This window comes from Pseudoalteromonas sp. SMS1 (genome assembly GCF_021530565.1).
Classification (GTDB): Bacteria; Pseudomonadota; Gammaproteobacteria; order Enterobacterales; family Alteromonadaceae; genus Pseudoalteromonas.
The window spans coordinates 1-24,796 of record NZ_JAKGBI010000011.1; the positions used below are offsets into that span (position 1 = coordinate 1).

Genomic DNA, 24,796 nt, shown 5'->3' on the forward strand with positions numbered 1-24,796 from the left:
CAATTCCTGATAGCGCAGTAAAATCACCGTCACCTGAGATAACAATCGTTTCAGTGCCTCCTGCGGTAATAGAACCACTAAAACCCTGATGTTGCGGTACGGTCATCGTAACCGATGCCCCCGTAGCGAGAGACAAGTTGGTGACATTTGAAATGGTTGCGCCACTGATATCCGCGCCATTAGACATGTTCAATGTATCTGCAACCGTACTATTTGCCGATATGGTCCCCGTGTACGTCAAAGTACCTACATCAAATGTCACTGCATCCGTTGCACTAGTCGCCGTGACTGAATGTCCAGCTGCAGAGATTGTCACCGTTCTGCTATTACTAGAATCATCTCCGAGCACAAAATGCTCTATGCCAGCTACAGTAGATACGCTTCCATCCCCATTCACAGTGATGGTCTCTGTACCAGCGGCTGTTACAGTACCCGAAAACTGTGATAATTGAGATGCACTAAAAGTTGCTGACGCACCACTGGATAACGTTAAATTCTCAAACCCAGAAACCGTGGCGCCTGAAATACTGCCGCCATTCCCTACAGACAAAGTATCCGTCCCTGCCCCCCCAGTTAATGTACCGACCGCAGTGATTGTACCCACATTAACAACATCGTTATTGCCGCTGCCCGTCACATTTTGCGGCGCAGCGCCTAATGTAAATGTATTCCCAACCGACAGAATATATGATTCAATGGCCGCATTGCCCGTTAAGCCATCTGTTGCAGCAGAAACCGTGATCGTATCTGTGCCTGATGCCGTCACAGAGCTAAAATTATCATGCTGTGCTTCTGTCATCGTCACGGAAGCACCAGAAACGAGCTCTAACACTTCAATATTGGAGACAGTAGCCCCGGCTATATTTGCGCCGTTTGAGAGCTGCAAGGTATCTCCTGTTCCCGCCCCAGTGTTTAACGTACCGGTGGCTGTGAATGCAGCGACATTGACCGTATCATTACTACTGCTACCTGTGACATTTTGCGAGGCACTGCCCAAAGTCAACGTCATCGCAGCACCTAGCACATAGGTTTCAATGTCAGCATCCGCGGTCAATGCCGCATCACCGTTTGCACTAGCAATGGTGAACTGATTGGTACCCACCCCATTTATGGTAGTGAAAGACTCATGCTGCGTCTCACTCAGTGTGAGGTTGCCGTTATTCGCTGCGTCTAATGTCTCAAAATTCGTAAGTGAAGTGAGCCCGCTGATATCCACGCCATCAGAAACATTCAGGGTGTCGGTGCCCCCTCCACCATCTGCAGTTGATCCAGTCGCATGGGACGTTTGCGCTATCGTTAGCGACTCGTTTTCACTGCTAAAGGTGATTGATGGATTTAAATTAGCCCCCGTTGTTGTGTTAAACGACGCTGCTGAGGATGTCGTCGATGTCACATTTGTGACACTTACCGTTGAAGTGCGAGATACGCTGTTGTCCGTGCCGTCATTGACAACCACAGTCACTGTTCTTGCCGTTGTGTTTGGCGTGGATGAGGTATTGTTATACGTAATGGCATCTAAGAATGTTTGAACTTGGCTCAGTGTCGCCGTTGCGCCAGTAATCGAAATGGTATCTTGCAAAGTAATGTCAGAGGCACCACTTATGCCATTCAACGCATTTTGCGCAGACGCAGTCACATTTAATCCCTCTGACGCACCATCTTGGTCATTTGTCAGCGACACGGTGATGGCTTTTATGGTATCCGATTCAGCATCTGTAACGCTGGCACTGTTGGTGATACCAACTCCACCACTTCCCTCTGAAAATGCTGATGCGCGATTATTCCCCCCAGCGGCTGTATCTAAATCAACGACTGGCGCAGTATTTGCGGCCGTCACCGTAGCCCCAACATTAAAAGTATAAGTCCCCTCATTTGGGTCATTACTCGTAATAGTAACGGTGGCGGTAGGCGAGCCCACTGTCGTTGGGTCAAGCTGAACCACAAAGGTCGTGCTGGTCACGCCATTGAGAGAGCTTGATCCAGGCTGACTTGAGATAGAAAAATCACTAGACGCCGAAATGCTTACCAAAGGCGAACCACTCAAAGTGAGTGTAGAAGCGGCAATTACATTTTCTATGGTAAACGTACGTGTGAAGTTACTTCCACCCGTTTGGTGTGAACCAAAATTCGTATGATTACTGGCACTTAAAGCCGTTGTTCCTGATGTAATTGATTGACCGTTCCCCTTTAAGTTAATATCGGGATCAGGTGCAGCCGCGGTACAATCATCTGTATCGGGATACCAAACACCTGGGCCTGGTCCCGCCTCACAACTGGCTTGACTGCCATAGGCCGTGGTACAACCAAAGCTCACTTGGCAAGAAGCTGCCAGCTCTTTCGCAATGCTTACCTCACCATTGATTTGTGTAGCCTGTATACCGCCACTTTCAAGGAGCCCCTGCTCAGCTAGAAAAGCTAGCGTCGCTGATTTAGCATTATCCGCTATGATTTCAACGTTAGTTTGTTTTTCTATATCAAACGCCGCTGACGTTGACTCACCTGTCGATGATAAACGCTGAAAGTCAGTCTCGTTGCCAACTTTGATGGAGTTTAAAGTCGGTACTTCATGCGCAGCCTTAAAATAACTATCGGTAATATTCGGCGAAGGCTTCGCAGCCACAAGCGAGGGGATCATTACACCTAATATTGACGTCGCCATATCAAGCTTTTTCATTACAGTACCTCCTGATTGTAATCATACAAGTGCGCAGAGATTGCATCATCGCCACTTATCAATTCGGGATAAGTAGAGTTTGGGATAATGCACAAGTCATACAGCTGACTCACATCACCTTTGAACGTCAACTTGGATAACACACTGCCGTTGTGTTTATTAATGATCCATACACCACATACGGTATCGCGCTCAGTATGCGACGCGGCTAAGGGAATAGTGCTAAGGGTTTTCGAAGCACGAACATGGCTCGTCGCAACTAACATCAAGTCGCCATAAAAGGCCAAACCACGCGTAAAGCCTGGTAGAGTTACAACCGTCGACTGTTTTTTTGTTGCAGGGTCAAAGCTGACGACTTCACCACATCCAGAGTTGCAAAAATAAACAACGCCATTATGACATCTGGGTGAGTGCGGCATCGAAAGTCCATCAAGCACGATTTCATTTGTTTCCACATCCATCAAAGTCCCATTGAGCGCTGTTCGCCATGAGTCTTGCTGATCTTTAGTATTAAAAGTAGTGACATATCGTGGTTTACCATCAAGCATCGCCATGCCATTTAGGTGGCATCTATCTTCAGGTTGCAATTCGCTGATAAAGTGAGGCTTCCAACGAGCCGTGAAACCGTTCTCGGAAGACAACGTCGCCAAACATGAGAAGCTTGAATTAACCACCCATAAACCTTCGTCTCCCCATGCAATATCGTGGGTATTTAACGTTCCCGTCGTAAGTGAGGAGCGCTCTGTAAACAAAACATCACACTGTTTAATCGCATTGATTTGTTCGCTTCGCAGCTGCTTAAAAGTCGTTGTATCACGCTGCGCATCGCGCAGCTTACTCGCAAGAGTATCAAGGTCATCGAGGCTACCACTCACCACACTGTTGCGTGACATGCCACTTGCTTTAAAGTTAACGATGCGGTTGACTGTACTTACCAGAAGCCTATTGTCGCTGACACTCAAGCCCATGGGTCTCACGAACTTTTTAACGCTACAATTAAGTGCGTCAGCTTTACTTCTTAGCAGCATAACGGCATGAGATTGATAGCTCGAAACGGCCAAAGAAACCCCCAACGCTTGGAGGATTTTAGGAAAGTTCTCGCTATACTCACTGGCAAAATCTAAATTGACGAAGTCCCGTTCGTCGCTTGTGCTTCCGTAGCCTTGTTCCTGATACCCTTGCATGTCTTTACTCCTTAGCGAGTAGCTGCTGACAGCTACCCAACAATCAAACAAGCTTTATTTTAATTTTTATTTATTAGTCCAATCTCACTGCTTGAGAGACCACACCCTAACAAGTACGAAATTTCCCCTGTCACCATGGCTGCGGCAGAGGAAGTACCACTTTGCACTATATGCGTGCTCGTTTTTTGTGATGAAAAGTTGGCTGGCGCATATACATCAACGCACCGGCCATAATTTGAATAAGCCGCGATGCTCCCATCATGGGACAATGCCCCCACTGTTGTAACCCCTTCGATCTCTGATAGCTTGTTCGCTGCACAAGCATCTTTACCATGATTGCCCGCAGACACCACCACATAAGACACCCCGCCATGCGTCAAACCATCTCGAATAACATTTCTCAAGAGCTGAGAAACAAACGGCAAAGTCCAGCTGCTGTTAATTACGTCCACATTCATTTTTTGAGAAACACTAAACGCTAAAATCATCGCTGAATTAAGCGTACTAGCTTGGCGAATGGCAATTAACTCCGCCACTGTTTGTGTGTTGGGGCCATATTTGGACAAAAGTTGATTGGCAATCACCCCAGCGACCATATTGCCGTGCCTGCGCACGTTACTTTGATCATTGATCGCGGCCTGTTGCCGATCAGCATCATACTCGAGTAATACTTTAAATACTGAGAGGTGCGGCTTCGACAAATCAAAACCATCATCAATCACGGCAATCCGTTTAGCTGTTGACTTAATTTCACATTGTGTTGTTTTCAAGCGCGCAATATTTAGTTTTGGGGTGTTTTGTGCGTCATGTTTGAAGGGCTTTGTCGTCGTTCGCACAATTGCGAAATCTGGCTGCACAGCCATAATATGCGGCAAGCTTTCTATGAGAGAGTAACTTTTAGAAAAAGAGTCTGAAAACTTTGATATTAAAACAACTTGGCTGTCTTTGAGCTGCGCAAGCACTTGCACTTTCCCCATTTTTTTTAGGCTATCAAGTACATGCTTTTGGTTTTTCGGGGTTTGAACAATAATTTTGCCATTTAGATAAAACTGAAACCCGATATTGCTATCATATATATTGCTCTGATTTGAGGGAAATAATTCAATCGACTGTGTATGGTTTTTAAAAGTAATAAAAGGCACATGGGAGTTATCTTGTGCGACAACTCCCAGACTTAACAGCATAAAGAAACACCAAAACAGTTTCACTCCCTGCACATCCCTTTTAACTTCGCGGTGGGAAAATACCATCTATACAAATACAGAACTGTACTGCTAAATATGGCTGTCTATTTTCGTGTGCTTGATTTTGACCATTGCTCAACACCGCTTGTGGATTAAGGTAGATATTCGATCCACCTAAATCATCTGACGAATAGACCCGAGCAACCCCCCCGGTTGTGGCTCTAGCAGCAGAGAGTAACCCGGTGCCATTTGACCTATCAACCAAACCATCTTTGATTGTTTTTCCTGCGTACAACTCGTGGGTGTGCGAAGGTAGCTGGCTTTCCATCAGCACCACATCAGGCAAACCCACTCTGTCACCCAAATCCCCTGGAGACAGACCCGGTCCAGTACCAAACATTGTTGGGCTGCGACCTTGTAAGTCTGGCATTTGCATGTTTGTTTGACCATTGCCACCGTACGTAGTACCAATTACAGCGAACAACGCCTGATTTTGAGAAATATCAACAAATTGCCCGTCACAGAATGTATAACCAACGGGAGCGAAGGTATAAGGCAGCATATCAACCTGACCAATAAATGGATCCATTTTCAGTACTCCTTTTAGTTACGAGACGGGTATAAACCGTTCATACAAATGATAAAACCTAGATATAGCATAGGCATTCTATTTTCGTGCGGTTCGTCACCGCCTGTTGTGCCTATGGCGCGACTACTGAACGGGTTAGTTTCTAACCCTGCGGTTGAGTCAGGTAAAAAATGCAATTCACTCCCGACATAAGATTGCCCATGTACCGGAGCTTGCAACTCTGAAGTCGCACTGGTGACTTGCACTGTGTGACTATGTGCTGGTAATTGGGCTGTTGACAAAACAACCTGTTCAATCCCAAAACGCTGACCCAAAACCCTATTTGTCAATCCAGGTCCTTGGCCATCTCCCACAGGGATGCGTCCGCGCATATCTGGTAAACCATAAGTACTGCGACCATCGCCGCCATAATTAGACCCCAATAAGCTAAACAAAGATTGATTGTCAGTTATTGCTTGTAACTGGCCTGCACAGTATGACCAGTGGTAGGGAGAATAAACGCCTGCAAACATGCGAATTTCCCCTAAATATGCATCACTCATATTCTGCTCCTTTGCTTAGTTTCTTGGCGGGTAGGCACCATTAAGTGCAATAATAAAGCCGATGACGGTAGTCGGTTGCATATTGGTATGCGGCGCATTTGACCCCACTGTGCCAATACTCTGAGAAGACAACGTATCTAATCCCCCTGAGTTGTCTGCGTAAAACTCCTTCACCCCCGTAGGAAACTGTGTATTTGCGGTCGATATTGTGTAACGAGCAGTTGGGTTTGAGTTACTAAAAGGCAAAAAACTATCGCCTTCTAACGAGTTAACTTGGAAGTCATGATTATGCCCCGTTTGCGCATTGGTCAATGTCACGTCTTCAAAGCCACTTTTCTGACCCTGTTGAATAATGCCATATTTACCTTGATAGACAGGTGCACGCCCGCGCATATCAGGCAAACCAAAATTGGTGCGTGCATCACCGCCAAACGTATCTCCGAGTAATGAAAATAAAGCTGGGTTGTCATTGACGGCGATGAGTGCGCCGTTACATGCCGCCCAGTGAACTGGTGGAAAGTTAAAGGCAATCATTTGCATCATGCCTAAATAGGGATTAACCATAAAAACCACTCCTTACTTTTGACTTGGGTTTAACCCACTTCTCGATTACGTTGACGAGAAATAATAATCTGATACTTATCAACATCATGTATGCTCATAAACATCGGATACTCACCAAACGCGCTGTGCTTAAACAGGTAATTATCTTGAGGTAGTTGGTTTTTAGGATCTCCAAGCAAAGAAATACTAAAAGAGGAAAACTCTTCTGTATCAATTCTGCCTTTTTCAACTTTAGTGATCGCTAGCTTTCCAACGCGCTGCTCACTTTGTATAGAGAATACGTCGATCTCTTCACCCACCAACGAATGCATTAGCTCTTGTGTGACTTTTTCCATTAATTGCCGCTCTTTATGTTTTGATTAACCAAGGTTCTGAACAATGACAGAACCGAATTAAACGCCTACGATGCGCTTCATCGCTGGGGGATACCAAATCATTAATTCATAGGGAGGCTGAACCTCTGAGATTTGGAAACCAAGTTCTAAATACAAGCGTTTAACGCCCAAATTATGACTCAAAACAGATAAGGTTAATGGCACCGCCGATTGCGCAGCACAGTGTTGAAACGACTGAATAATTGCTCGCCCAAAACCATGTCCTCTAGCGGCGATTAAAAAGCCAATGTCAATCAAACGAATTTCATTATGGCCAAAATCTAATGTCGCTTTACCTATGGATTCTCCATGCTTTTCAATAATGAAGTACATGGCGTTGGGGTACTGAGCACCATAGCCTTGGGTTTGCGCTTTCAGTTGCATATCAACAATTGATTCAATAAAGTCACGCTCGCCATCAATACACTGCAAATCCTGTCTTACTTCTCTGTGCAGCTTTTCAATAAATGGTTTATCGCTCGCTGTTGAAGGGCGAATATGAAGCCCCTCTGGTATGGTAAATTGCACCATATTCCTTATCCTCTTTTGTGCATTTATTGAGTATACGCAGCTTTAAAATTTTTGCTCGGAACTTTTTATGATACTTTCCAGCCAATCTTCTACTTTACAGTCAATAACTAGATTAATTCTTGATTCGGCGCCCAAATTGACAACGCTGTGTTCTAAATGTGCATTCACATACCAAACATCGCCATGCATCATCGGTACTTTTCGACCATCAACAGTAAAGTCAACATCACCAATACCACTGATTGGGATATGAATTCTTGCTTCACCGTATTCCATTGAAACCTGATGATCATTGTGCGGCAGTATGTTGCTTTCCCCTTTCAGTCGCATCAGCCTGACTGACTTGAGTGGGCATTGAAACTGTGCGAGGAAGTTAACCAATGAGGGTAGACTTTTCATTATCGGCAACGGAACAAAGTCGGCGTTGGTTTGCTCAATTGAAAAACATTGCAAGATAGGATGTGCTTCTAGGTGTTCCTCCTTACTATAAAGCGGCAGTACATCCCAAGAGCCGCTGAAGCAAGCTTGATTGACATGCATATGCCACTGCGCGTCACACAACTTTTCTATTTCTGCTCTGATAGGTTCGAATGCAAAGCTCATAGGCAACTTAGCAAACGCGATAGGGTTGTCAAAGTGACCTAATTCTTTCCCCATATTCCTCAACCCACAGGCTTTCCATACACATCAAAGGTATAAACAATATCTCTGAACTTGCCACCCAATATACGAATTGTTTGATATCCATCAATAGATTCCAAGTTCGCTTGTTTGCCAAATGTTCTAGGCGCATAGCTAAATTGATAGACGCCTTGGTCATCAAACACTTTTACGTTGTTTGAGTAGCCATTTAATATATGGACTAGACCTCTATCATCCAACGTAATTGATTTAATACCACTCAACTGTTGGGGTAATTCAATACCAAACTCGCCAAATATATTTTGTATATGTCCATTAAAGTCGATTGTATAAATTGAGTGTGTATTCCCGCTCACGACAAAGATTCGTTGGCGCTTTTCGTCGACTGCAAAATCTTTAATATGGCCGATAACGGATGGGACGGGTATTGCGCCGACTTGCTCACCGACGCGATTAAATATTAAAACTTCTTTTGAAAGTTCAAACAAAATATAAGCTTGATTTGCATAGCGCCTAGCGATTACGGGCTTCAATGTAACTTCTACTGGCGTATTTTGAGGGCTCGATATTAATAAAGTAGGAAACTGAGATTGTAGTTGACGTAAATCATCACCCGACAACCTTTGAGTGTGGCGTTCTAATCTCGTTCCATTTGACTGGGCCCATAAGTACGCAGATGAAAAAAGCGAACTTGTTGCGCATACAGATACCGATGACTTTAAAAATGAACGACGTTCCATAACTTACCCTGCATCTTCATTAAACGACCGAATCGATTATTACAAAATACAAAACAATAATAAATTACACGAGATTACACCAAACCATATCACTATTTAATTGATGGTAAATTTATTACCCAATTAACATTTCGCAATCCATTTGGCTAAGCATACATGGCAACCCTTTTATATACATGGCAACAATTTACAAAATCACAACCATACAGAGTATTGGAAAAAACTTGTTTACATGCTCGATACAACCATGTATATCTAAAAAATAGTTAGCACCACAGACGACAAGGGATTGGAGCAATATATTCAATAATTTTGAAATATAGAGCGTGTAAAATTCTTTTACTATTGCTTTTTCACCAGCTATTTAATACCAAAATTTAGGACAATTAATGTTGCACCATTATTTCTTACTAGGTCAAAAATCGTATATTTTTTCGATGTCAAATTAAATAGAACTTGCCATCGTCATCTTTTAAAAAACGATGTAAGATCCGCACAGGCTAACAATAACAACCGTATTCTGGCAGCAGATAAATAACTCGAAGAAACAATTATCATGTCACTAACTCATTTTTCTGACCCATACATAGAAAACCGCTTCGACTCGACTCAATACGAGCTACTTTATAAAATTGGGGAAGGTGGTTTCGGCAAGGTATATAAAGCGAGAAATAAAAATACTGACCAAACTGTCGCCATTAAGTTTTTGGCGTTAGAGCCACATTTGGAAGACGCTAAAAAGAAGCGATATATTGAACGCTTTAAACGCGAAACAGCATTAAGCGGCCAATTAGAACATCCGCATATTGTTAGGCTACTTGATAAGGGACAGGTTGATGAGCACTTACTATTTGGCGTTTTTGAATATGTAGAAGGGCAATCTTTACGAGAGTATTTAATGCAAGAAGGCGCATTAGATGCTGTCAACGCGACAGATATAATGCTGCAGGTATTAGACGCATTAATTCATGCTCATAAAAAAGGCATTATTCACCGAGATATCAAACCTGCCAACATTATGCTTTCCCAGTCAGGGGCGAAGACGCATGCCAAGATCTTAGATTTTGGTATCGGCACACTTACTCAAGAGAACCGACACCAAGACTTTTCAACGATTACCCTAACGCAAGAAACAATCGGCACCCCTTCATACAGCGCGCCCGAGCAGCTAAGAGGTGAACCAGCCTCAGAGAAAACTGATTTGTACGTATGGGGACTGGTGCTTTTAGAGTGTTTAACAGGTATGCCAGCGGTCACAGGATCCAGTGTTGCATCGATTTATCACAAACAGCTGAGCGATGTACATATTCCTATTCCGAGTGCACTTTTGGGCCACCCACTGTCGGGGTTATTACGTCGAGTTTTACAAAAAAATGCCACAGAGCGTGTGATTTCTGGTCAAGAGATATTTTCAGAACTCAATTTGATGAATGTCTCTAACTTAGTCGGAATTTTAGCTGATGTTCAAGCCCAACATGGCTACGACGACAATACGGTTGTATTAAGAAATGATGACCCAAACAGTCCGCTTGCGCATGACTACACCACACTCACAGAGCGCAAACAAATTACCGTACTGGCACTTAGGTTGAGTGCCAAACGACTCAATGATGGCGCCAAAGATTTAGATATCATAGATACACTTTTCAAATCCCAACGTAACCACTGCATTGATATTGCCACACGATTTGGCGCATATCATGTCGGAAACCTCGCAGATACAATGCTGTTTTATTTTGGCTACCCAGTTGCCAGCGACAATGATACAAGGTTGTGTGCTCGCACCGCGCTTGAGGTAATTAGTGAGCTTTCAAAGCGCAATGCATTAATGCAAGAAGCCCACGGAATTCAGCTTAATGCACATGTTGGAATTCATTCGGGTATTTTTGTGACATACGCAAATGCAGTGCCTGAAGGGAATGTTGCCAATACAGCAATGGCACTCGCGCGCCTTGCTGGCGAGCGCCAAATTTTGTGCTCTGCGGAGTCTCGTTCTATCTTAGAACCCTACAGCGATTTTGACTATTACGATAATATTCAAATTGGTTTATCTTTTGAGCAGCATACTATATACAACCTCAAAGGTGAAAAACGCATAGAAGCGTTTGGTTTTATGCGTGGAACCAAAACCAACCATAAATTGATAGGTCGTCAATTAGAGTTAGATAAAACACTGTCTGTCATTAACGGGGAAAATAACACTCGCATTGCACATATCTATGGCGAAGCGGGTATTGGTAAATCTAGATTACTACAAGAAGTAAGAGACAATGCCAGTAAATACCAGCACTTAGTCGCGCAATGTTTACCGGAACACCAAAATAACGCACTCTACCCTATTCTAAATTTAGTTAGGTACCTATTTAATATAGACGCGCTGAAAAGCGAGGAAGTCGCCCAAATAATCAAAGGGCTATTAGCGTCGCATGTAGATTCTCAAGACACAGATACTATATTGCCAATTATCTTAGTTTGGCTAAACTTGGAGCTGCCAGAAGGCGTTGAGCCATCCTCTTTATCTCCTGATGTGCAAAAACAGTGGTTGTTTAATGGTTTGTCGATCCTACTGATGACAGGGTTAAATAGTATTTTTGACAATAAGCTTTATATATTCGAGGATATTCACTGGGCAGACCTAACCACGCTTGAGTTTATTCATTATTTTGCTACCCAGTTGAAAGGTGGCAATGTCATGATCAACACATCTCGACAAAAAGCGCCAGTATCACTAGCGCCACTATCTCTACTCGAAATAGAACTAAGCAAGCTAACCGCGCAAGCTACAACCGATTTCATCGAGCAGCTATTCGATTGTCAAAAAGTTTCCAGCCGAGTAAGTGATATACTTGTCAACCGAACAGATGGAATCCCATTGTTTATCGAAGAGCTTGTTGCCATGTTGAAAGAGAAGAACCTCGTTCAAGATTTCAAAGGTGTCATTAACTTTGTAAGTCCAGATAAACTAGACCAAATTCCAAGCAGTTTGAGAGAGTCATTACAACAAAAGTTCGATAACCTACTACATGCAAAAGAATCAGCCCAGCTTGCCGCGTCTATTGGTAGAGAGTTTGATTACGATTTTCTGAGAGCGGTTTCACCACTTAGTGATGATCAACTTCAAAGCGATTTGCAAGAATTACTTCAAAAAGGGCTCATTGTTCATCAAAGAAGAGTCAAAAGCGATAGTTACATCTTTAAACATGCATTGGTGCAAAATGCAGTTTTAGATTCCCTGCAGCCAGATTCTAAAGTGCACTTATTTAGCGCTTTGGTCAAAGTGCTCGAGGAAGAAGCTTATACAGAAATTGCTAACAAAGTACCAAATGTAATGAGGGCGAAATATTATATCGGTGCAAATCAATATGAACCCGGTGTCACGCTCATGGCTACTAGTGGAGTTGAGCATAATCAACGAGGCGCTCACTTAGAAGCATTGAATATTTTTTCACAAGCACAAAGTATTTTGGACAATGCCGCGCTAGATAATATTAATTTGCACGCACAGGTTCATTTGGGACTAGCAACCTCATTGTCTTCAACAAGGGGGTTTTCAGATCCTGACGTCGCTCACCACTACAACCAGCTTTCGCAGCTTAATTTAGAAGCAGCAAATATTGAGTTACAAGTGGCTTCTTACTTTGTCAGTGTTGTATTTGGTATTGTGACCTGCCAGCACCAACTCGCTTGCGCACCTTTAGAAAAGCTCTCAAAGATTGCTTTCTCTGACCCTGATAAAGCTTATTTACAAGCGCCTGCTTTGTTCATGCAGGGCCAAATGGCCACAGTACAAGGAGATCCTAAACAGGGCTTAATAAAACTCAAGCAGAGCTTAGAATGTTTGGATATCGACTATAAAACTTATTATCAATCTTTGATTTCTTATGACTTAGAAACAGCCATTTTAATCTACGGCGCACTCAATGCCTTACAAACTGGTGAAATAGCACTTTGTGATGAGTGGCTAGAAAGATCTTTAAATTTGGCAGTAGATAGTAAGCATCCACATTCCATTTCACACAGCTTAACCCGGGCTGCTCAGGTCGCAATTTTACGCGATTGTCCAAAGGAAGCTTTAAATTATTCAGAGCGAGCGTTAGCCATTTCAGAACAATATGGTTATCAACTCTGGATTGCATTTGCTAAATGCTTCAAAGGGTGGGCCATTGCCAAAGTTCAAAAAGATGCCGAAAGTCTTGAATTATTTAATCAGGGTACTGGCTTTTTAGATGCGGTTGGCCTTAAGTCTCACAAAGCTTGGCTGACTACTTTACTCGCAGATATACACCACACATGTGGCCAATCCGATCTCGCAAAAGAAAAGCTACAACAAGCAGAAACTGAATTCGAACAGCTCGATGAAGCACTCTACTTTGAAGAGTTTACGAAGCTACACCGTCAAATAATTTAGCAGGGATTTCATGAACAACCTAATAAGAAGCGCCTTTGCTGCGTGTGCCTTTTTGTCTTTGAATGTGGCCGCTTTTGTCCAAAACAGTACCGTCACAGAATTGCAAAATGAGATATCAAATTTAAAACAAAGTAGTCAAAGCCGGTTTGCTCATTATGAGCATACCAATGCACAGTCCAGATTCCCAAACGTGAGCCGTCAATTCATCTGTCCTTACGGCGACGGGCAGAAGTTATATGACCTCATTAATACTTATAATCAAAAACTAAATGACATCAATGATCTGGCAACACAAACCCAAGTTGTTGAACAGTTGCGTCAATTTGAGCGTGAAATTATGGAAATTTCCGCTTGGGACTTATTTCTTTCTGCAAACAGAAACATCAATGCTTCAACGACTGATTTAGCTGGCGTTTTAAAACACGATAAAAACTATGTGCCGCAATGGGGCGCATGGCTACATGACCACAAAAATAACGAACAACTCATTGATAAAACTACGCTACAGCTAACAGAACAAGCAATTGCTGATAACAAGTGGATATGTGAAGGTGACTGCCTTTCTAATGAACTTGATCTAGAGTTGTTCTCAAAAGAGTCAAAAGTGCTGGGTGGAGGCGTCTTGGTCGATCAAGCTGGTAACCCCGTGTTTTATGAAAGCCGCGCAAATGGGCTGCTATACCAGAATTTACAAGAGGGAAATCAATACAGTGTCCCTATGTTTTTCCCTTTAGGCCAATGTACAGAGTTCATTGATATCGGTTTGCAAGTAGATGGTGTAGTTGGAAAAAAACAAAACATTGAACCAGTACTAACGGTCAAGCTCGCTTGGAAAATATTGACTAATAAAGATGATGAAGACAGGTACTTCACCATCGATAATGTGTCTGTAAATATGGCCGGCAAGGCTCATAAAGTGACACTGGGCATGGTGGGAATGCATGTCGCAATAAAAGAACAAAGACAAGTGCAGTGGCGCTGGACTACTTTCGAACATATAGACAATCTGTACGAGCCAGATCAAGGTAGTACTAAAACGCCCAGTTTCTACAACCCTAAATGTACTGACTGCTGTGAAAATATGCTGCCGGCTGATTCAACTCAACCAGCCCAATTAACGCGAATCGAACCGCTGCAACCTTCAACCATATCTCTAAACGAACGGGTTCAAAAGTTACTTGGAAAATATGACTCTAAATTACAGTATTACAAGTTGGTTGAGACTCAATATACCAGCTTAGTCGCACCATCGATCACTAAGTTCTATTTAGAGCGCACTCCGAATGACGCTAGAAACGCAGTGTTGGAACCATTTGTCGTACCTTCAAAGCCTTCATGTAACAACATTAGCAAATACATCGTCCCGATTCATTATCCAACAACGGGCTGTATGGGGTGTCATAAATATGCAGAATATAAATCTAAAAGTGGGAAGCTTTTAAACGCTGACTTTACTTTCATTCAACCATTAAACCTAACAAAGGAAACGAAAAAATGAGCAACAATAATGTCGACTTCGCTTATGCGGTTATTCACAATATTGACAATGCGACTGAAGACTTCAAAGCAAAGCCTGAAATTTTGATGGCAAAGTTTGAACTTGAAGACGATGCAAAAGCTAAACTGCGTGAAATTGGCCTAGCTTGGAGTAACGGTCAAACTGAAGCAGTTGCGCAAGGTTGGCAAGAATTTGCTTCTGAGTTCATCGGTCCAGAATTAACAGCGTCTATGCGTTGGTAGAAAATTAGGTGGTAAGTAAAGTGTCAAATGTTTCGAATAATGTAACTCTCGTTTTGGAAAACTTAGGATATTCACCTGATGCAATATCCAGCGTACTTGAAACTGTGAAAAACAGCAGACAACTGCCAACAAGTGTCTATTTAGAAACAAGATTAGATGGCTCCGAAACTATTGACGTGACCACCTGCCACCATTTCAGCCAAGACTGGTCAGAATCCATGATAGATTCTGACCTTATTGAAAGTTTAAATTCACTACCGATCAAACATCGTCCTACACATATATGGCTTGAATACGATGAAGCTCAGCTTAGTCTCCAGAGCCCGGGTGTACATTTAACACCTTATAAAGATAACCTAGACTGTCTGGCCGCACTTTATGAAATTCTATTTAGAAGCCCTGAATCGTCACCTATTTTTGATATAGAACTTGTTAACTCAACAGCCAAAATAAGACATATATCAAAGCTGGTTAGAGCGGGAAAATCACACCTAAAAATGCATGTGAAAACGACCACAGCACAACTTAATCAGATTTTATTTTCTCTGGGCTGGCACGGTGACTATGCGCAACTAGAGCGTGTTATTAGTAACTTAGAAAGTCTTGAGCCGGCTATTTTACAACACTGTATATATGCTGATCTGGCATTTTGTGGGGATGAATTAAGCCCTCGGTTAGGGTTGTACTTGTCGAATAAAGAATACCCGCAAATGAGTAACCAACAAATGTATGACACATTTATTGCGCTTGCTGACAAGTTCCCTCATGACAAAAGCACGCATGCAAAATTTGTAAAATTACTCAATGACACCAATCGACATGAATTTATTTGTGATTATAAACTCATGTTAGACGACCAAATCGAGCAAAAAGCCTATTTTTGTATTCAAAAAGACACGCAACAAGAGGTATCTGTGTTTGCTGATTTACTCAAAAATGCGCTTTAACATTTCTTGCAAGCCATTGTGAGCACATATTAACTATTTCATTCACTCGATTGGTGACGTCGTGGTGGGTACACATTGACACCATCAAAAAATAGGGCAAAGATTAACCTCAAGCAGTTATTAACAATAGCAACACCCCGAAAAAAGAATGTATAAGGATATAAACATGAAATTCAAACACCTCGCGTTTGGTCTATCTGCACTGTTGGCAAGCCACTTAGCTATTTCACATGAACAAATGGGCATAACGCAAAGCAATAAGCTTGGCCTGATGCAGTTACTTTACAACCAATCAGCTATTCCAGAATTGAGAAAATCTACAAACGAGTTGTATAGCAAGTTAAACTCCGATAAAGATGTAGCAAATCACTTACTTGTTGACTACTACATGCCATATTCGGCGTATTCGGCACATGATCAAAATGCAGGGATTGATGAGAGCTACGGAAAATTTCTCGTAAAAATCAGCGGTCATAAAGACGCTGAACACCATGTTAGCGAGCACCTTGGGAAGGTGGCTTTCTCCACCGCTCTGTCTTCTAAAACAGCTTCAAATACCATATTTAACATGGATGTCGCTGATTATGGACCTGACTTAGACAATGGGCAAAGGAAAGCACTCGTATTTGCACTTTGGGAGTTATCTTTCAACGATGAACTACGTGGTCGATTATTGAAGACTGAAGGAACTTCAAATAAGGCTACGTTATTATCTACGATAGAAGTAAATGGCTACTCTTTGGACTCAACATCTTCGTCTTGGATAGCACAACAACTGCATACGGGGTCTAAGGGTCAATTAGAAAACTTCCTAGGTTACAATTTATATGCTGCAACTTGGTAGTTTATTACTGCTCTTTGTAATAGCGTTTAGCTGCTCAGCAGCTAAACCATTGCCAAACCATCAACTGCCCAGTGTGAATTGCATAGATTATGCTTCCGTCACAAAAGTACCGAGCCCTTGTTTTCCTGCCGCGATTGGCGGGGGTCAGATAGGCAACGACCAAGGGTTTTTAACCTACTCACTTAAACAGTTTTATGCCATCAATTGGCCAACAGCAGAAGGCAAAACGATAACCAACCCAATTAATCTGAGCCTAAGCTACAAACCATTTTGGTTTAATTGGCCGAGCTATAATGCCGCTGATCGCGACTTTTACTTGCCGTCCGATAACAAGCGCATTCGAAAGTTTGTAAATGAGCATTGCTTTGGCTCAAATTTACCCCCTCAATTTCATACATTGCACGAAAATACACCGTTGCTCGTTGTATCTGCCTCTAAAAACCCTCAAGGTCAGGTGCTCTACGACAGGCAAAAAAAGCCCATTTATTATAAGACACATGTTAATTCAGCTGCTTTTCACACGATTACCCGCTCATCTGACGATATTCCACTAAGGCTACCTACAGGCTCAGAGCGTGCTTCATCGCAAAAACGCGGGGCTATCGTTCTTAAATCAGCATGGAAATTGGTGGATAGAAAAGATCCACACACTTACATCACAACACCAGCTTTGATTGTCTCTAGGCAGTCAAAATACAACTGTGTCCTAAAAGAACTCGCACTGATAGGCCTTCACGTCGCCAGTAAAATGGCTCCTTTAAGGTACAGCGAACGCTTTTACCAATATACAGATGCAACTAAGCGGACATTGTTAACTGCATCTTCTTGGTCTTGGGCTACATATGAGCACAAATTTAATGCACCAACAATCCGTGATTTAACAGACTTAGATTCAAGTAAAAGCACCTATTGGTCTCTCTTTAATACTGAAAATGTTGACTTCAATACAGCAAAAAAAACCTGCTTTAACAGTAATGGTGACTTCGATATAAACCTAAAAGCACAGGCTGCTTGTATCTTTAACAACCCTTTACTGTCCAACACCGCTATAACAAGATTAAAGCAACAAAACCGAGGTATTAAGATGGAAGACGTATCATTAGCGTCTTGTGAAAAGTGCGTGGCGTTAGATAAAAATGGAAATTATGTTAAGCAATGCGATTACTTAGACAATACGGCTTGCAAGCCTGTATTTGATGCAAAAAATAGCTCATACAAACACTTACAGATACTAAGCAACTACATTTTAGGAGATGTACAATGGGTCGACTCCAGAGGTGTGCCTAGGCCAATTGTAAATAATCAAGGTGAAGCATTATTGAGGAATACAGCAGTAGAGCCATTCACGTTAGACTCAAATTGTGTTTCATGCCACACAAGTGCACAAGCAGGTGATTTTATGTTCTCTTTAGTGAACCGTTAAATTAGTTACGATCACGGTAACATCACATAAAAATTAGAATTTGGGACATTGTTTATTTTTTCAGCCTCTCCTTTTATTCATTTAATTATGCCAAAATAACGCCAGACCAGCATATAAGGACAATATATGAAAAAGATTCTTTGCCTAATTACGAGCTTGGGTTTACTAAGTTCTGTTAATCTTGCACACGCTGATGATTCAGGGTTCGGCGTCTCCGTGTTTGGTGGCTACTCGACTAATCATGACCTGACAACAAGCAAAAACTTCAAAATAGACCTTGAAGACAACAGTCATTTCGGTTTTTCTGCGGACCGTATCGTTAACAATACGCGATACGGACTGTTTTACAGCTTTAATGAAACAGAGTTTGCAGATAACGCTGTTGCTAAAGTCGATATGGAATACTTGCTATTTCAGAGTGCAATAGAGAGGCCAATTAGCCAGGACCTGAATTACTACGTTGGTGCTCAAATTGGTGTAAATAGAGTAACGCCAAACTTCGCAGAATCAGATGATTTCTTTGCTTCAGGCCTATTTACCGGTGTTGATTACTCAGTTGGTGCGGGCTTCCATGCATTTACAGAGTTACGCTGGATGGCAACCATCGTGAAAAACTCATCCTCTGTCGTGTGTGATGATGATCCGCAAACGACCGATAACTGTATTTGGCATTTTGATGGTGACGTATTAAACCAGTTTCAGCTAAGTGCGGGCATTAACTACCGCTTTTAACTGCCTAAACTACGTTTCAACTCATCAATAAACAACCGCGTTTTATATGGAGTGAAGCTCGTGTTTGGGTAATACGCCCAAAGTTGCTTCACTTCAGATCTTAAGTTTGGTAACACTGGAACAAGCGCGCCCTGCTTTATTTCTCTTGCAACGTATCGCGGTGAGATAAAAATCAACCCCATCCCCTGAACTGCCGCTTTCATCATGGCATCCAAGTGATCAGACACAAAGTTATAATTATTGAAATCAAATACCGTCCCATCCTCTAAGATTATGCCGCCTTTTTTTTGATAATAATTACTGAGCAGCATTCTATGCGATGCTAAATCGGCTACCGACTTTATTTCATCACACTGCGACAAATAACTTGGCGCACCAAATAACATCATTTGGAAATCAATCAACCTAGTGCCTTTATGGGCAACCGAGTCAAACTCTTCATGGTATCGTGTGATGACTAGGTCATGCTCCAAGTCGGGTGGTGCACCTGGAGTCAATACATTTAAGTGAATCGTCAAATCAGGATATTGCTCTAAAAAACGTTTGATATTTGGCATTAAAACACTGCTGCCTATTGCTTGAGTCGCGGCAATTTTTAACGTGCCTTGCGGCTTTAAATCGCTGCCTTGCGCTTGCTCCAACATATCATCGAACTGGCCAACCCAAAGCCGTGCGTTGGGGAGAAATTGTATGCCATTTTCGTTCAAACTCACCTGTCTTGTAGTTCTTACAAACAGTGTTTGACCCAGCTGTTTTTCCAACCAATCAATTCTCTTACTCATAGCCGATGCAGAAATTCCCACAATATCAGCCGCTTTCGTAAAGCTTTTCATGTCTGCCAACACAACAAAGCTACGAACAGCACTCAACCAGTCCATATTATTTCCTATTAAGAAAAAGTCTTTTAATTATTACCTTATTTTTAGGACATTAAAAGCACGCTATATTAGTCCGGTCTTTTGCAATGGTCACCTTGGAGAGCCATGAACAGGTACATCGCCTTAGCTGCCTTATTAACCGCTTGCTCTCAGCTTGCCAGTCAAATTTTTATGCCTGTCTTGCCGGATATTGCAGACAGTTTGTCCTTATCCGCTGGTGCCAGTCAGGCAATCATTATTAGTTTTTTTCTATCTTTGGGATCTGCGCAATTGCTTGTTGGACCTCTGTGTGACAAATACGGAGAACGACCAATATTTGTCACAGGCCAAGTCATACTCATAATTGGCACTGGGATTTGTGCTTTAGCTCAAGATCCCAACAGCTTTATGGTTGGACGCGTATTACAAGGTGTGGGCTGTGCAGCACCGATTTTAGTTAGCCGTGCCGTATTATATGCGTGTTTTCAGGGAGCAAAGCTGCATAGCGCAATGGGCACGCTCGCTATTTCAGCAAGCGTAGTCGCACTGACAACGCCATTAATCGCAGGTACACTGGCCGAGCAATTCTCTTGGCAAGGCATGTCATTTGTTTTAATTGGTTTTTACATCTGTATCTTTATCTTTGGTCTAGCCGTCTTTCCAAAGCCTGAGAAAAAAGTCGTATCACTGCGCCCTAACGCCTTGATAATATCGTATAAAAATATTGCAAAAAGCCCTGCCTTTATTCCCGTTGCGTCTCTAAAGTGGGCACCCACATTTTTGTATTTAACCTTACAGCTCTATTTACCTTTTTTCTTGCGCAACGAATTTGCTTTTACCTCAGAGCAAATTGGTCAAGCGATGATGATTTCTATGTCTGGATTGTTGATAGGGTCAACACTTGCCAAATTTATGCAAAAGCGCACGCATCATTTGCAAATCGCTATTTACTTGTGGCCAGCACTGCCAACCAGTGCCCTGACCTTTTTATTACTTAGTGAACATGTATATGCTGTTATTTTTGCTCACTGCGCCATCATGTTTATTTTTGGTAGTTATTTCCCAAGTTATATGTATTACGTTGGCTATTTTTATAAGTCTCGTTCAAGCACTGCCAATGCTCTTGTTGGCGCTACCGAATTGCTTTTATTTTCGAGTATTGCATGGGCCGCCAACCAGTACTTGATTTCTGGCCCTGAATCCATTGCCCTGTTGACAGCGGGGTGTGCATTCTTTGTTCTGGTTTGTTTAAGGGCGCTTAAAAAGTTAAGCAATATAAAAATTGCGCATAAAGGAGATGAGTTATGCAATTCGAAACAGCACGGTTAATCATTAGGCCACTCCAATATGACGACTTGAATGATGTATATGAGTCGCGAAAAAACCCAGAAACATCAAAGTATATTGGACCCCCAGCATCACGTAAAGAGGCCGAAAAGCGGATTGAAGAAGCGTTATTACCATGGCGTGAAACCGATCACCACAGATTGATGCTCGCCATTATCTGTAAAACAACTCGCCAATTTATCGGCGAATTAGTCTTCAAATATGTTCATAAAAACTGCAATATCGGTGAAATTGGGTATCGTCTCAGTTCACAGCACATAGGAAAAGGATATGCATTTGAAGCGACTCACGAGTTCATTCGATGCTTATTCGATAGATTTTCGCTCAATAAAATTAACGCAATTTGCGCTACCGACAATCAAGCTTCTTGGCAGCTGATGGAAAAGCTCGGCATGAAAAAAGAGGGACTGTTAAGAGAAAATATGTATTTACACGGCCAATATCAGGATAGTTTTATTTACTCGATACTAAAGCGAGAGATGCAATAATAGATAAAAATGTACACCTGTTTGCATGGTTTTACTTAGATTGAATATCTTTAAACTAATCATCTATTTGGTGCTGTCTATTCTGGTTAAATTCTTTTAAACTCAATTACACAGGTCACAAAACAACATCTATACTGTTTAAGAGCTATGTAGTTGGAGGCATCTATGAGAATGCGACAGAAGCTGATCGGCAGCTTTGTACTAACAGTCATTATTCCTATTCTTGCAATATCAATAATGAGTATCACCCGCACTAAGCAGGAGTCGAACACCAGCTTTATTGCAACCTCTGATAATGAAATCAGACAGGTTGAAAACGCGTTCATTTTATTCTTCGACCAAATGAAGAACAACGCACGCTTTTTGGCGCAAAGCCAAGCGGTAGTTAATGTTGCCGAAGATACTACGACCTACTTTGGTGATGAAAAAATGATGATGCCAGAGTCCTCTGGAGACGAAGAAGCCGCCATATTCAAACTATTCGAAAGCTTTGGCGTTACTCATCCGGAACTATTGTTTGTTTATTTGGGGACCGAACAAGGTGGGTTTATTCAATACCCAGCAGAGCCACTAGGTGGCTATGACCCAAGAAAAAGACCTTGGTATCAAGAAGTTACGCAGTCTTCATCCGATGTGGTGATCACAGAACCATATCAAGGGGTAACTGGACAAGCAATGGTATCAATTGCAACGGCAATTAAACGCACAGGTTCGCTTGTGGGCGTACAGTCTCTGGATGTCACATTGGCCACGTTGACCGACATCGTCAGTAATATTCGGCTGGGCCAAACTGGTTACCTGATGTTGTTGGATGGCAATGGCACCATTTTGGCCGACCCTAAAAACCCCGACAGTAACTTCAAAAATATTACCTCTTTAAGCGGGGCTAAATACCAAGCAATCAACCAAAACTCTGATGATGCACTAATCCATATTGATACTGGGGACAAAATTCTTCAAGCGAGAAGGTATCACTCCAAAGCCTTAAACTGGACATTTATCGCGCTAATTGAAGAAGATGAGATTCTCTCTTCAGCCTATGCCATGTCTTACAACATAGGGATTATTTCAATTGTAATGCTGGTGCTATTCGTATTTATCGCTATCGCGCTGGCAAACAAAATCGTTTACCCCATCGAAATGGTCTCAGATGGACTCAAAGAAATTGCCCAAGGTGAAGGTAACTTGTCGAAAAGATTAAAGGTAATAGGGAATGATGAAATAAGTGAACTTGCTTCATGGTTTAATCAGTTTTTGAACTCTATCAACGGACTGGTTCGTGATATAAAAAGTAATGCAAGTAACCTAAACGCCCAAGCACAGCAATCCCATGGCAGTGTTGATGAAATTCGTAGCCAATGTCATCACCAAGCCAGTACGTCTCAGCAGACAGCAGAGCATACGCAAGCTATGGAAAATATGGCCATGACCGTTAACGACAATTGCACGCAAGCACTGCATGAAATTTCAAATACGGACGATCATGCAAAGCAAGGTAACGCACTCATACAAAATACGGTAAGCCAGGTCGCAACACTCAATGACTCTCTCGATAGCTCGGCCAATGCAATGAATGAACTGGAAGGACAAAGCAAAGACATCACAAATATTCTGGAAGTAATTAGAACCATCGCCGAGCAAACCAACCTACTCGCGTTAAACGCTGCCATTGAGGCTGCGCGAGCGGGAGAACAAGGCCGTGGTTTTGCTGTTGTCGCAGATGAAGTCCGTACGCTGGCGCAACGTTCACACGACGCCACGCAAGATATCGAAAAAGTACTTACAAAACTGACTGACCAAACTCGCGCAGTGTCAAAACACATGACGTTGAGCGTAGAAGAGTCGAAGACAGCGATAGAGCAATCTGAACAAGCCCATCGGGCATTTGAAGAAATTGCTGCATCCATTGAAAGAGTGAAGCCAATCATTGCCAATATATCCGACCAAGCGGAGCAACAAGGTACCTACGCAAGTGATAGTAAGACACAAATTGAAGGTATTAATCAATCTATACACCAAGTCAGTGGTTCTGCGGATTCTCTATATGACGGCGCTAAACAATTGGTTAAATTTGCCAACAACCTTGACGAATTGGTTGGGCGATTTAATGTGGACTAGAGCCAAGTATTAACAGCGCAAAAATAAAGCAGTTGTTGTGGCCATAACTTGGCCGCAACAACCAGTGACCGGCATTATGTGCAATCACTCAGCATGCGTAGCCTGCATAAAAACCATTTGAGCACCTATAAGCGATTCATAAATATTTGAAATCGCCTGTAATTAAATACAACGACCCCATTGAACACTTGTTTTGATAAACTGTTCGCTAAATTTGTCATGAATGCCCATATGTTTGATATTCAATTAAATAGTTTTATTCGCCGTGTTGAACAGGCAAACGAATTTAAAGCCCTGATAAAATCGTCAGGTGCTCAATTAAACCGAAAAGGTCGTTCACGACACTGGCGGCTAGCTGGCAACTGGTCACAATTTGAATTCATTATTCATCATGCCCAACTACGCGATGAGCCGAGCTGGCAATGGGTGATTGCGCAATTGAGTGAGTATAAACCTAAGCCCAATATGGCGGATTTAGTGGCGATAGTAAGGCACAACCCAACTATCACACTACAACAGCTCATCACCGAAACTGATTGCACGCTGGTCGAAGCCAGAAAGGCTTTTGATATTGTGGCGTGGGAATAACAATTACATCTAACGATTTATAATTAAATCAAAGCCTTATCCACAAGACATACTGACCATCAATGAGAGGGCAGAATCGTCATGCATTTACCCTGTTTGACGTGATTTGCCCGCCATTCTATCTCGAATAAGCTCAGAAGTTACCGAATGCAAATAGTGACACATGTAAGTGGAATGGATAAATTTGAACCGCATCACCGCGCGCAACTTCGTCAAGGTTTGCAATATTGATAAAATCACTTTTTTATGACTGCACACTTTTTTGTTGTTACTTCAGTCA

22 protein-coding genes are annotated in these 24,796 nt (G+C 42.3%); 11 read left to right on the top strand and 11 right to left on the bottom strand.

Features of this window, described 5'->3' with window-relative positions; all coding sequences use genetic code 11:
• The 10 genes from L1286_RS12450 to L1286_RS12495 form a co-directional block, all read right to left on the bottom strand.
• The coding region (locus tag L1286_RS12450; RefSeq protein ID WP_235407379.1) for a beta strand repeat-containing protein at positions 1–2,674 on the bottom strand (2,674 nt) is incomplete at its 3' end.
• Positions 2,674–3,858 (bottom strand): TIGR03032 family protein, encoded by a 1,185-nt coding sequence (locus L1286_RS12455; protein ID WP_235407380.1) that lies wholly within the window; start codon positions 3,856–3,858, stop codon positions 2,674–2,676. The genes L1286_RS12450 and L1286_RS12455, both read right to left, overlap by 1 nt.
• A 59-nt stretch (positions 3,859–3,917) precedes the next feature.
• On the bottom strand, positions 3,918–5,042 hold the full coding sequence (locus L1286_RS12460; RefSeq protein WP_235407381.1) for a S8 family peptidase: 1,125 nt from the start codon (positions 5,040–5,042) through the stop codon (positions 3,918–3,920).
• Between the two features lie 40 nt (positions 5,043–5,082).
• The gene (locus L1286_RS12465) at positions 5,083–5,631 is read right to left on the bottom strand and encodes a phage tail protein (protein WP_235407382.1); all 549 of its coding nucleotides are present in this window, start codon (positions 5,629–5,631) and stop codon (positions 5,083–5,085) included.
• 14 nt (positions 5,632–5,645) lie between these two features.
• Complete coding sequence (locus tag L1286_RS12470) at positions 5,646–6,173, bottom strand: phage tail protein (protein WP_235407383.1); 528 nt, start codon at positions 6,171–6,173, stop codon at positions 5,646–5,648.
• A gap of 15 nt (positions 6,174–6,188) precedes the next feature.
• Positions 6,189–6,737 (bottom strand): phage tail protein, encoded by a 549-nt coding sequence (locus L1286_RS12475; RefSeq protein ID WP_235407384.1) that lies wholly within the window; start codon positions 6,735–6,737, stop codon positions 6,189–6,191.
• Between the two features lie 29 nt (positions 6,738–6,766).
• Positions 6,767–7,072 (bottom strand): DUF6916 family protein, encoded by a 306-nt coding sequence (locus L1286_RS12480; RefSeq protein ID WP_235407385.1) that lies wholly within the window; start codon positions 7,070–7,072, stop codon positions 6,767–6,769.
• A 57-nt stretch (positions 7,073–7,129) separates the two neighbouring features.
• The gene (locus L1286_RS12485; RefSeq protein WP_235407386.1) at positions 7,130–7,642 is read right to left on the bottom strand and encodes a GNAT family N-acetyltransferase; all 513 of its coding nucleotides are present in this window, start codon (positions 7,640–7,642) and stop codon (positions 7,130–7,132) included.
• A gap of 42 nt (positions 7,643–7,684) precedes the next feature.
• A complete protein-coding gene (locus tag L1286_RS12490) occupies positions 7,685–8,299 on the bottom strand; it encodes an aspartyl/asparaginyl beta-hydroxylase domain-containing protein (protein ID WP_235407387.1) in 615 nt (204 codons plus the stop codon).
• 5 nt (positions 8,300–8,304) lie between these two features.
• Positions 8,305–9,024, bottom strand: coding sequence for a hypothetical protein (locus L1286_RS12495; protein WP_235407388.1), 720 nt, complete (start codon positions 9,022–9,024; stop codon positions 8,305–8,307).
• 556 nt (positions 9,025–9,580) lie between these two features.
• On the opposite strand from L1286_RS12495, the gene L1286_RS12500 reads away from it, so the two are divergent.
• The 7 genes from L1286_RS12500 (at position 9,581) to L1286_RS12530 (ending at position 19,118) form a co-directional block, all read left to right on the top strand.
• Entirely contained in the window at positions 9,581–13,432 is a 3,852-nt protein-coding gene (locus tag L1286_RS12500) for a TOMM system kinase/cyclase fusion protein (RefSeq protein ID WP_235407389.1), read from the top strand.
• A gap of 10 nt (positions 13,433–13,442) precedes the next feature.
• On the top strand, positions 13,443–14,930 hold the full coding sequence (locus L1286_RS12505) for a hypothetical protein (protein WP_235407390.1): 1,488 nt from the start codon (positions 13,443–13,445) through the stop codon (positions 14,928–14,930).
• The gene (locus L1286_RS12510) at positions 14,927–15,172 is read left to right on the top strand and encodes a hypothetical protein (protein ID WP_063369451.1); all 246 of its coding nucleotides are present in this window, start codon (positions 14,927–14,929) and stop codon (positions 15,170–15,172) included. The genes L1286_RS12505 and L1286_RS12510 overlap by 4 nt, the downstream gene beginning before the upstream one ends.
• A 20-nt stretch (positions 15,173–15,192) precedes the next feature.
• Entirely contained in the window at positions 15,193–16,119 is a 927-nt protein-coding gene (locus L1286_RS12515; protein ID WP_235407391.1) for a hypothetical protein, read from the top strand.
• 166 nt (positions 16,120–16,285) lie between these two features.
• Complete coding sequence (locus L1286_RS12520; protein WP_235407392.1) at positions 16,286–16,963, top strand: hypothetical protein; 678 nt, start codon at positions 16,286–16,288, stop codon at positions 16,961–16,963.
• A complete protein-coding gene (locus L1286_RS12525) occupies positions 16,947–18,386 on the top strand; it encodes a hypothetical protein (RefSeq protein WP_235407393.1) in 1,440 nt (479 codons plus the stop codon). The genes L1286_RS12520 and L1286_RS12525 overlap by 17 nt, the downstream gene beginning before the upstream one ends.
• A gap of 126 nt (positions 18,387–18,512) precedes the next feature.
• Complete coding sequence (locus L1286_RS12530; RefSeq protein WP_235407394.1) at positions 18,513–19,118, top strand: hypothetical protein; 606 nt, start codon at positions 18,513–18,515, stop codon at positions 19,116–19,118.
• On the opposite strand, the gene L1286_RS12535 is transcribed toward L1286_RS12530, so the two are convergent.
• Complete coding sequence (locus L1286_RS12535) at positions 19,115–19,996, bottom strand: LysR family transcriptional regulator (RefSeq protein ID WP_235407395.1); 882 nt, start codon at positions 19,994–19,996, stop codon at positions 19,115–19,117. The genes L1286_RS12530 and L1286_RS12535 overlap by 4 nt on opposite strands.
• A gap of 105 nt (positions 19,997–20,101) precedes the next feature.
• On the opposite strand from L1286_RS12535, the gene L1286_RS12540 reads away from it, so the two are divergent.
• The 4 genes from L1286_RS12540 to L1286_RS12555 all read left to right on the top strand — a co-directional run bounded on the left by L1286_RS12540 (position 20,102) and on the right by L1286_RS12555 (position 24,516).
• Positions 20,102–21,304 carry an MFS transporter gene (locus tag L1286_RS12540; protein ID WP_235407396.1) on the top strand — a complete coding sequence of 401 codons (1,203 nt, stop codon included), beginning with the start codon at positions 20,102–20,104 and terminating at the stop codon, positions 21,302–21,304.
• A complete protein-coding gene (locus L1286_RS12545) occupies positions 21,280–21,810 on the top strand; it encodes a GNAT family N-acetyltransferase (protein ID WP_235407397.1) in 531 nt (176 codons plus the stop codon). Before L1286_RS12540 ends, L1286_RS12545 begins: the two co-directional genes overlap by 25 nt.
• A 165-nt stretch (positions 21,811–21,975) precedes the next feature.
• Positions 21,976–23,928: a methyl-accepting chemotaxis protein gene (locus L1286_RS12550; RefSeq protein WP_235407398.1), complete on the top strand. Its 1,953-nt coding sequence runs from the start codon at positions 21,976–21,978 to the stop codon at positions 23,926–23,928.
• A gap of 231 nt (positions 23,929–24,159) precedes the next feature.
• Complete coding sequence (locus L1286_RS12555) at positions 24,160–24,516, top strand: ribosome recycling factor family protein (RefSeq protein ID WP_235407399.1); 357 nt, start codon at positions 24,160–24,162, stop codon at positions 24,514–24,516.
• Positions 24,517–24,796: the final 280 nt, after the last annotated feature.

What these genes read in the sequence shown, in the direction of transcription:
- L1286_RS12455 (WP_235407380.1), bottom strand. Translation starts at nt 3,858, where the DNA reads ATGCAAGGGTATCAGGAACAAGGCTACGGAAGCACAAGCGACGAACGG.
- L1286_RS12460 (WP_235407381.1), bottom strand. Translation starts at nt 5,042, where the DNA reads ATGCTGTTAAGTCTGGGAGTTGTCGCACAAGATAACTCCCATGTGCCT.
- L1286_RS12465 (WP_235407382.1), bottom strand. Translation starts at nt 5,631, where the DNA reads ATGGATCCATTTATTGGTCAGGTTGATATGCTGCCTTATACCTTCGCT.
- L1286_RS12470 (WP_235407383.1), bottom strand. Translation starts at nt 6,173, where the DNA reads ATGAGTGATGCATATTTAGGGGAAATTCGCATGTTTGCAGGCGTTTAT.
- L1286_RS12475 (WP_235407384.1), bottom strand. Translation starts at nt 6,737, where the DNA reads ATGGTTAATCCCTATTTAGGCATGATGCAAATGATTGCCTTTAACTTT.
- L1286_RS12480 (WP_235407385.1), bottom strand. Translation starts at nt 7,072, where the DNA reads ATGGAAAAAGTCACACAAGAGCTAATGCATTCGTTGGTGGGTGAAGAG.
- L1286_RS12485 (WP_235407386.1), bottom strand. Translation starts at nt 7,642, where the DNA reads ATGGTGCAATTTACCATACCAGAGGGGCTTCATATTCGCCCTTCAACA.
- L1286_RS12490 (WP_235407387.1), bottom strand. Translation starts at nt 8,299, where the DNA reads ATGGGGAAAGAATTAGGTCACTTTGACAACCCTATCGCGTTTGCTAAG.
- L1286_RS12495 (WP_235407388.1), bottom strand. Translation starts at nt 9,024, where the DNA reads ATGGAACGTCGTTCATTTTTAAAGTCATCGGTATCTGTATGCGCAACA.
- L1286_RS12500 (WP_235407389.1), top strand. Translation starts at nt 9,581, where the DNA reads ATGTCACTAACTCATTTTTCTGACCCATACATAGAAAACCGCTTCGAC.
- L1286_RS12505 (WP_235407390.1), top strand. Translation starts at nt 13,443, where the DNA reads ATGAACAACCTAATAAGAAGCGCCTTTGCTGCGTGTGCCTTTTTGTCT.
- L1286_RS12510 (WP_063369451.1), top strand. Translation starts at nt 14,927, where the DNA reads ATGAGCAACAATAATGTCGACTTCGCTTATGCGGTTATTCACAATATT.
- L1286_RS12520 (WP_235407392.1), top strand. Translation starts at nt 16,286, where the DNA reads ATGAAATTCAAACACCTCGCGTTTGGTCTATCTGCACTGTTGGCAAGC.
- L1286_RS12525 (WP_235407393.1), top strand. Translation starts at nt 16,947, where the DNA reads ATGCTGCAACTTGGTAGTTTATTACTGCTCTTTGTAATAGCGTTTAGC.
- L1286_RS12530 (WP_235407394.1), top strand. Translation starts at nt 18,513, where the DNA reads ATGAAAAAGATTCTTTGCCTAATTACGAGCTTGGGTTTACTAAGTTCT.
- L1286_RS12535 (WP_235407395.1), bottom strand. Translation starts at nt 19,996, where the DNA reads ATGGACTGGTTGAGTGCTGTTCGTAGCTTTGTTGTGTTGGCAGACATG.
- L1286_RS12540 (WP_235407396.1), top strand. Translation starts at nt 20,102, where the DNA reads ATGAACAGGTACATCGCCTTAGCTGCCTTATTAACCGCTTGCTCTCAG.
- L1286_RS12545 (WP_235407397.1), top strand. Translation starts at nt 21,280, where the DNA reads ATGCAATTCGAAACAGCACGGTTAATCATTAGGCCACTCCAATATGAC.
- L1286_RS12550 (WP_235407398.1), top strand. Translation starts at nt 21,976, where the DNA reads ATGAGAATGCGACAGAAGCTGATCGGCAGCTTTGTACTAACAGTCATT.
- L1286_RS12555 (WP_235407399.1), top strand. Translation starts at nt 24,160, where the DNA reads ATGTTTGATATTCAATTAAATAGTTTTATTCGCCGTGTTGAACAGGCA.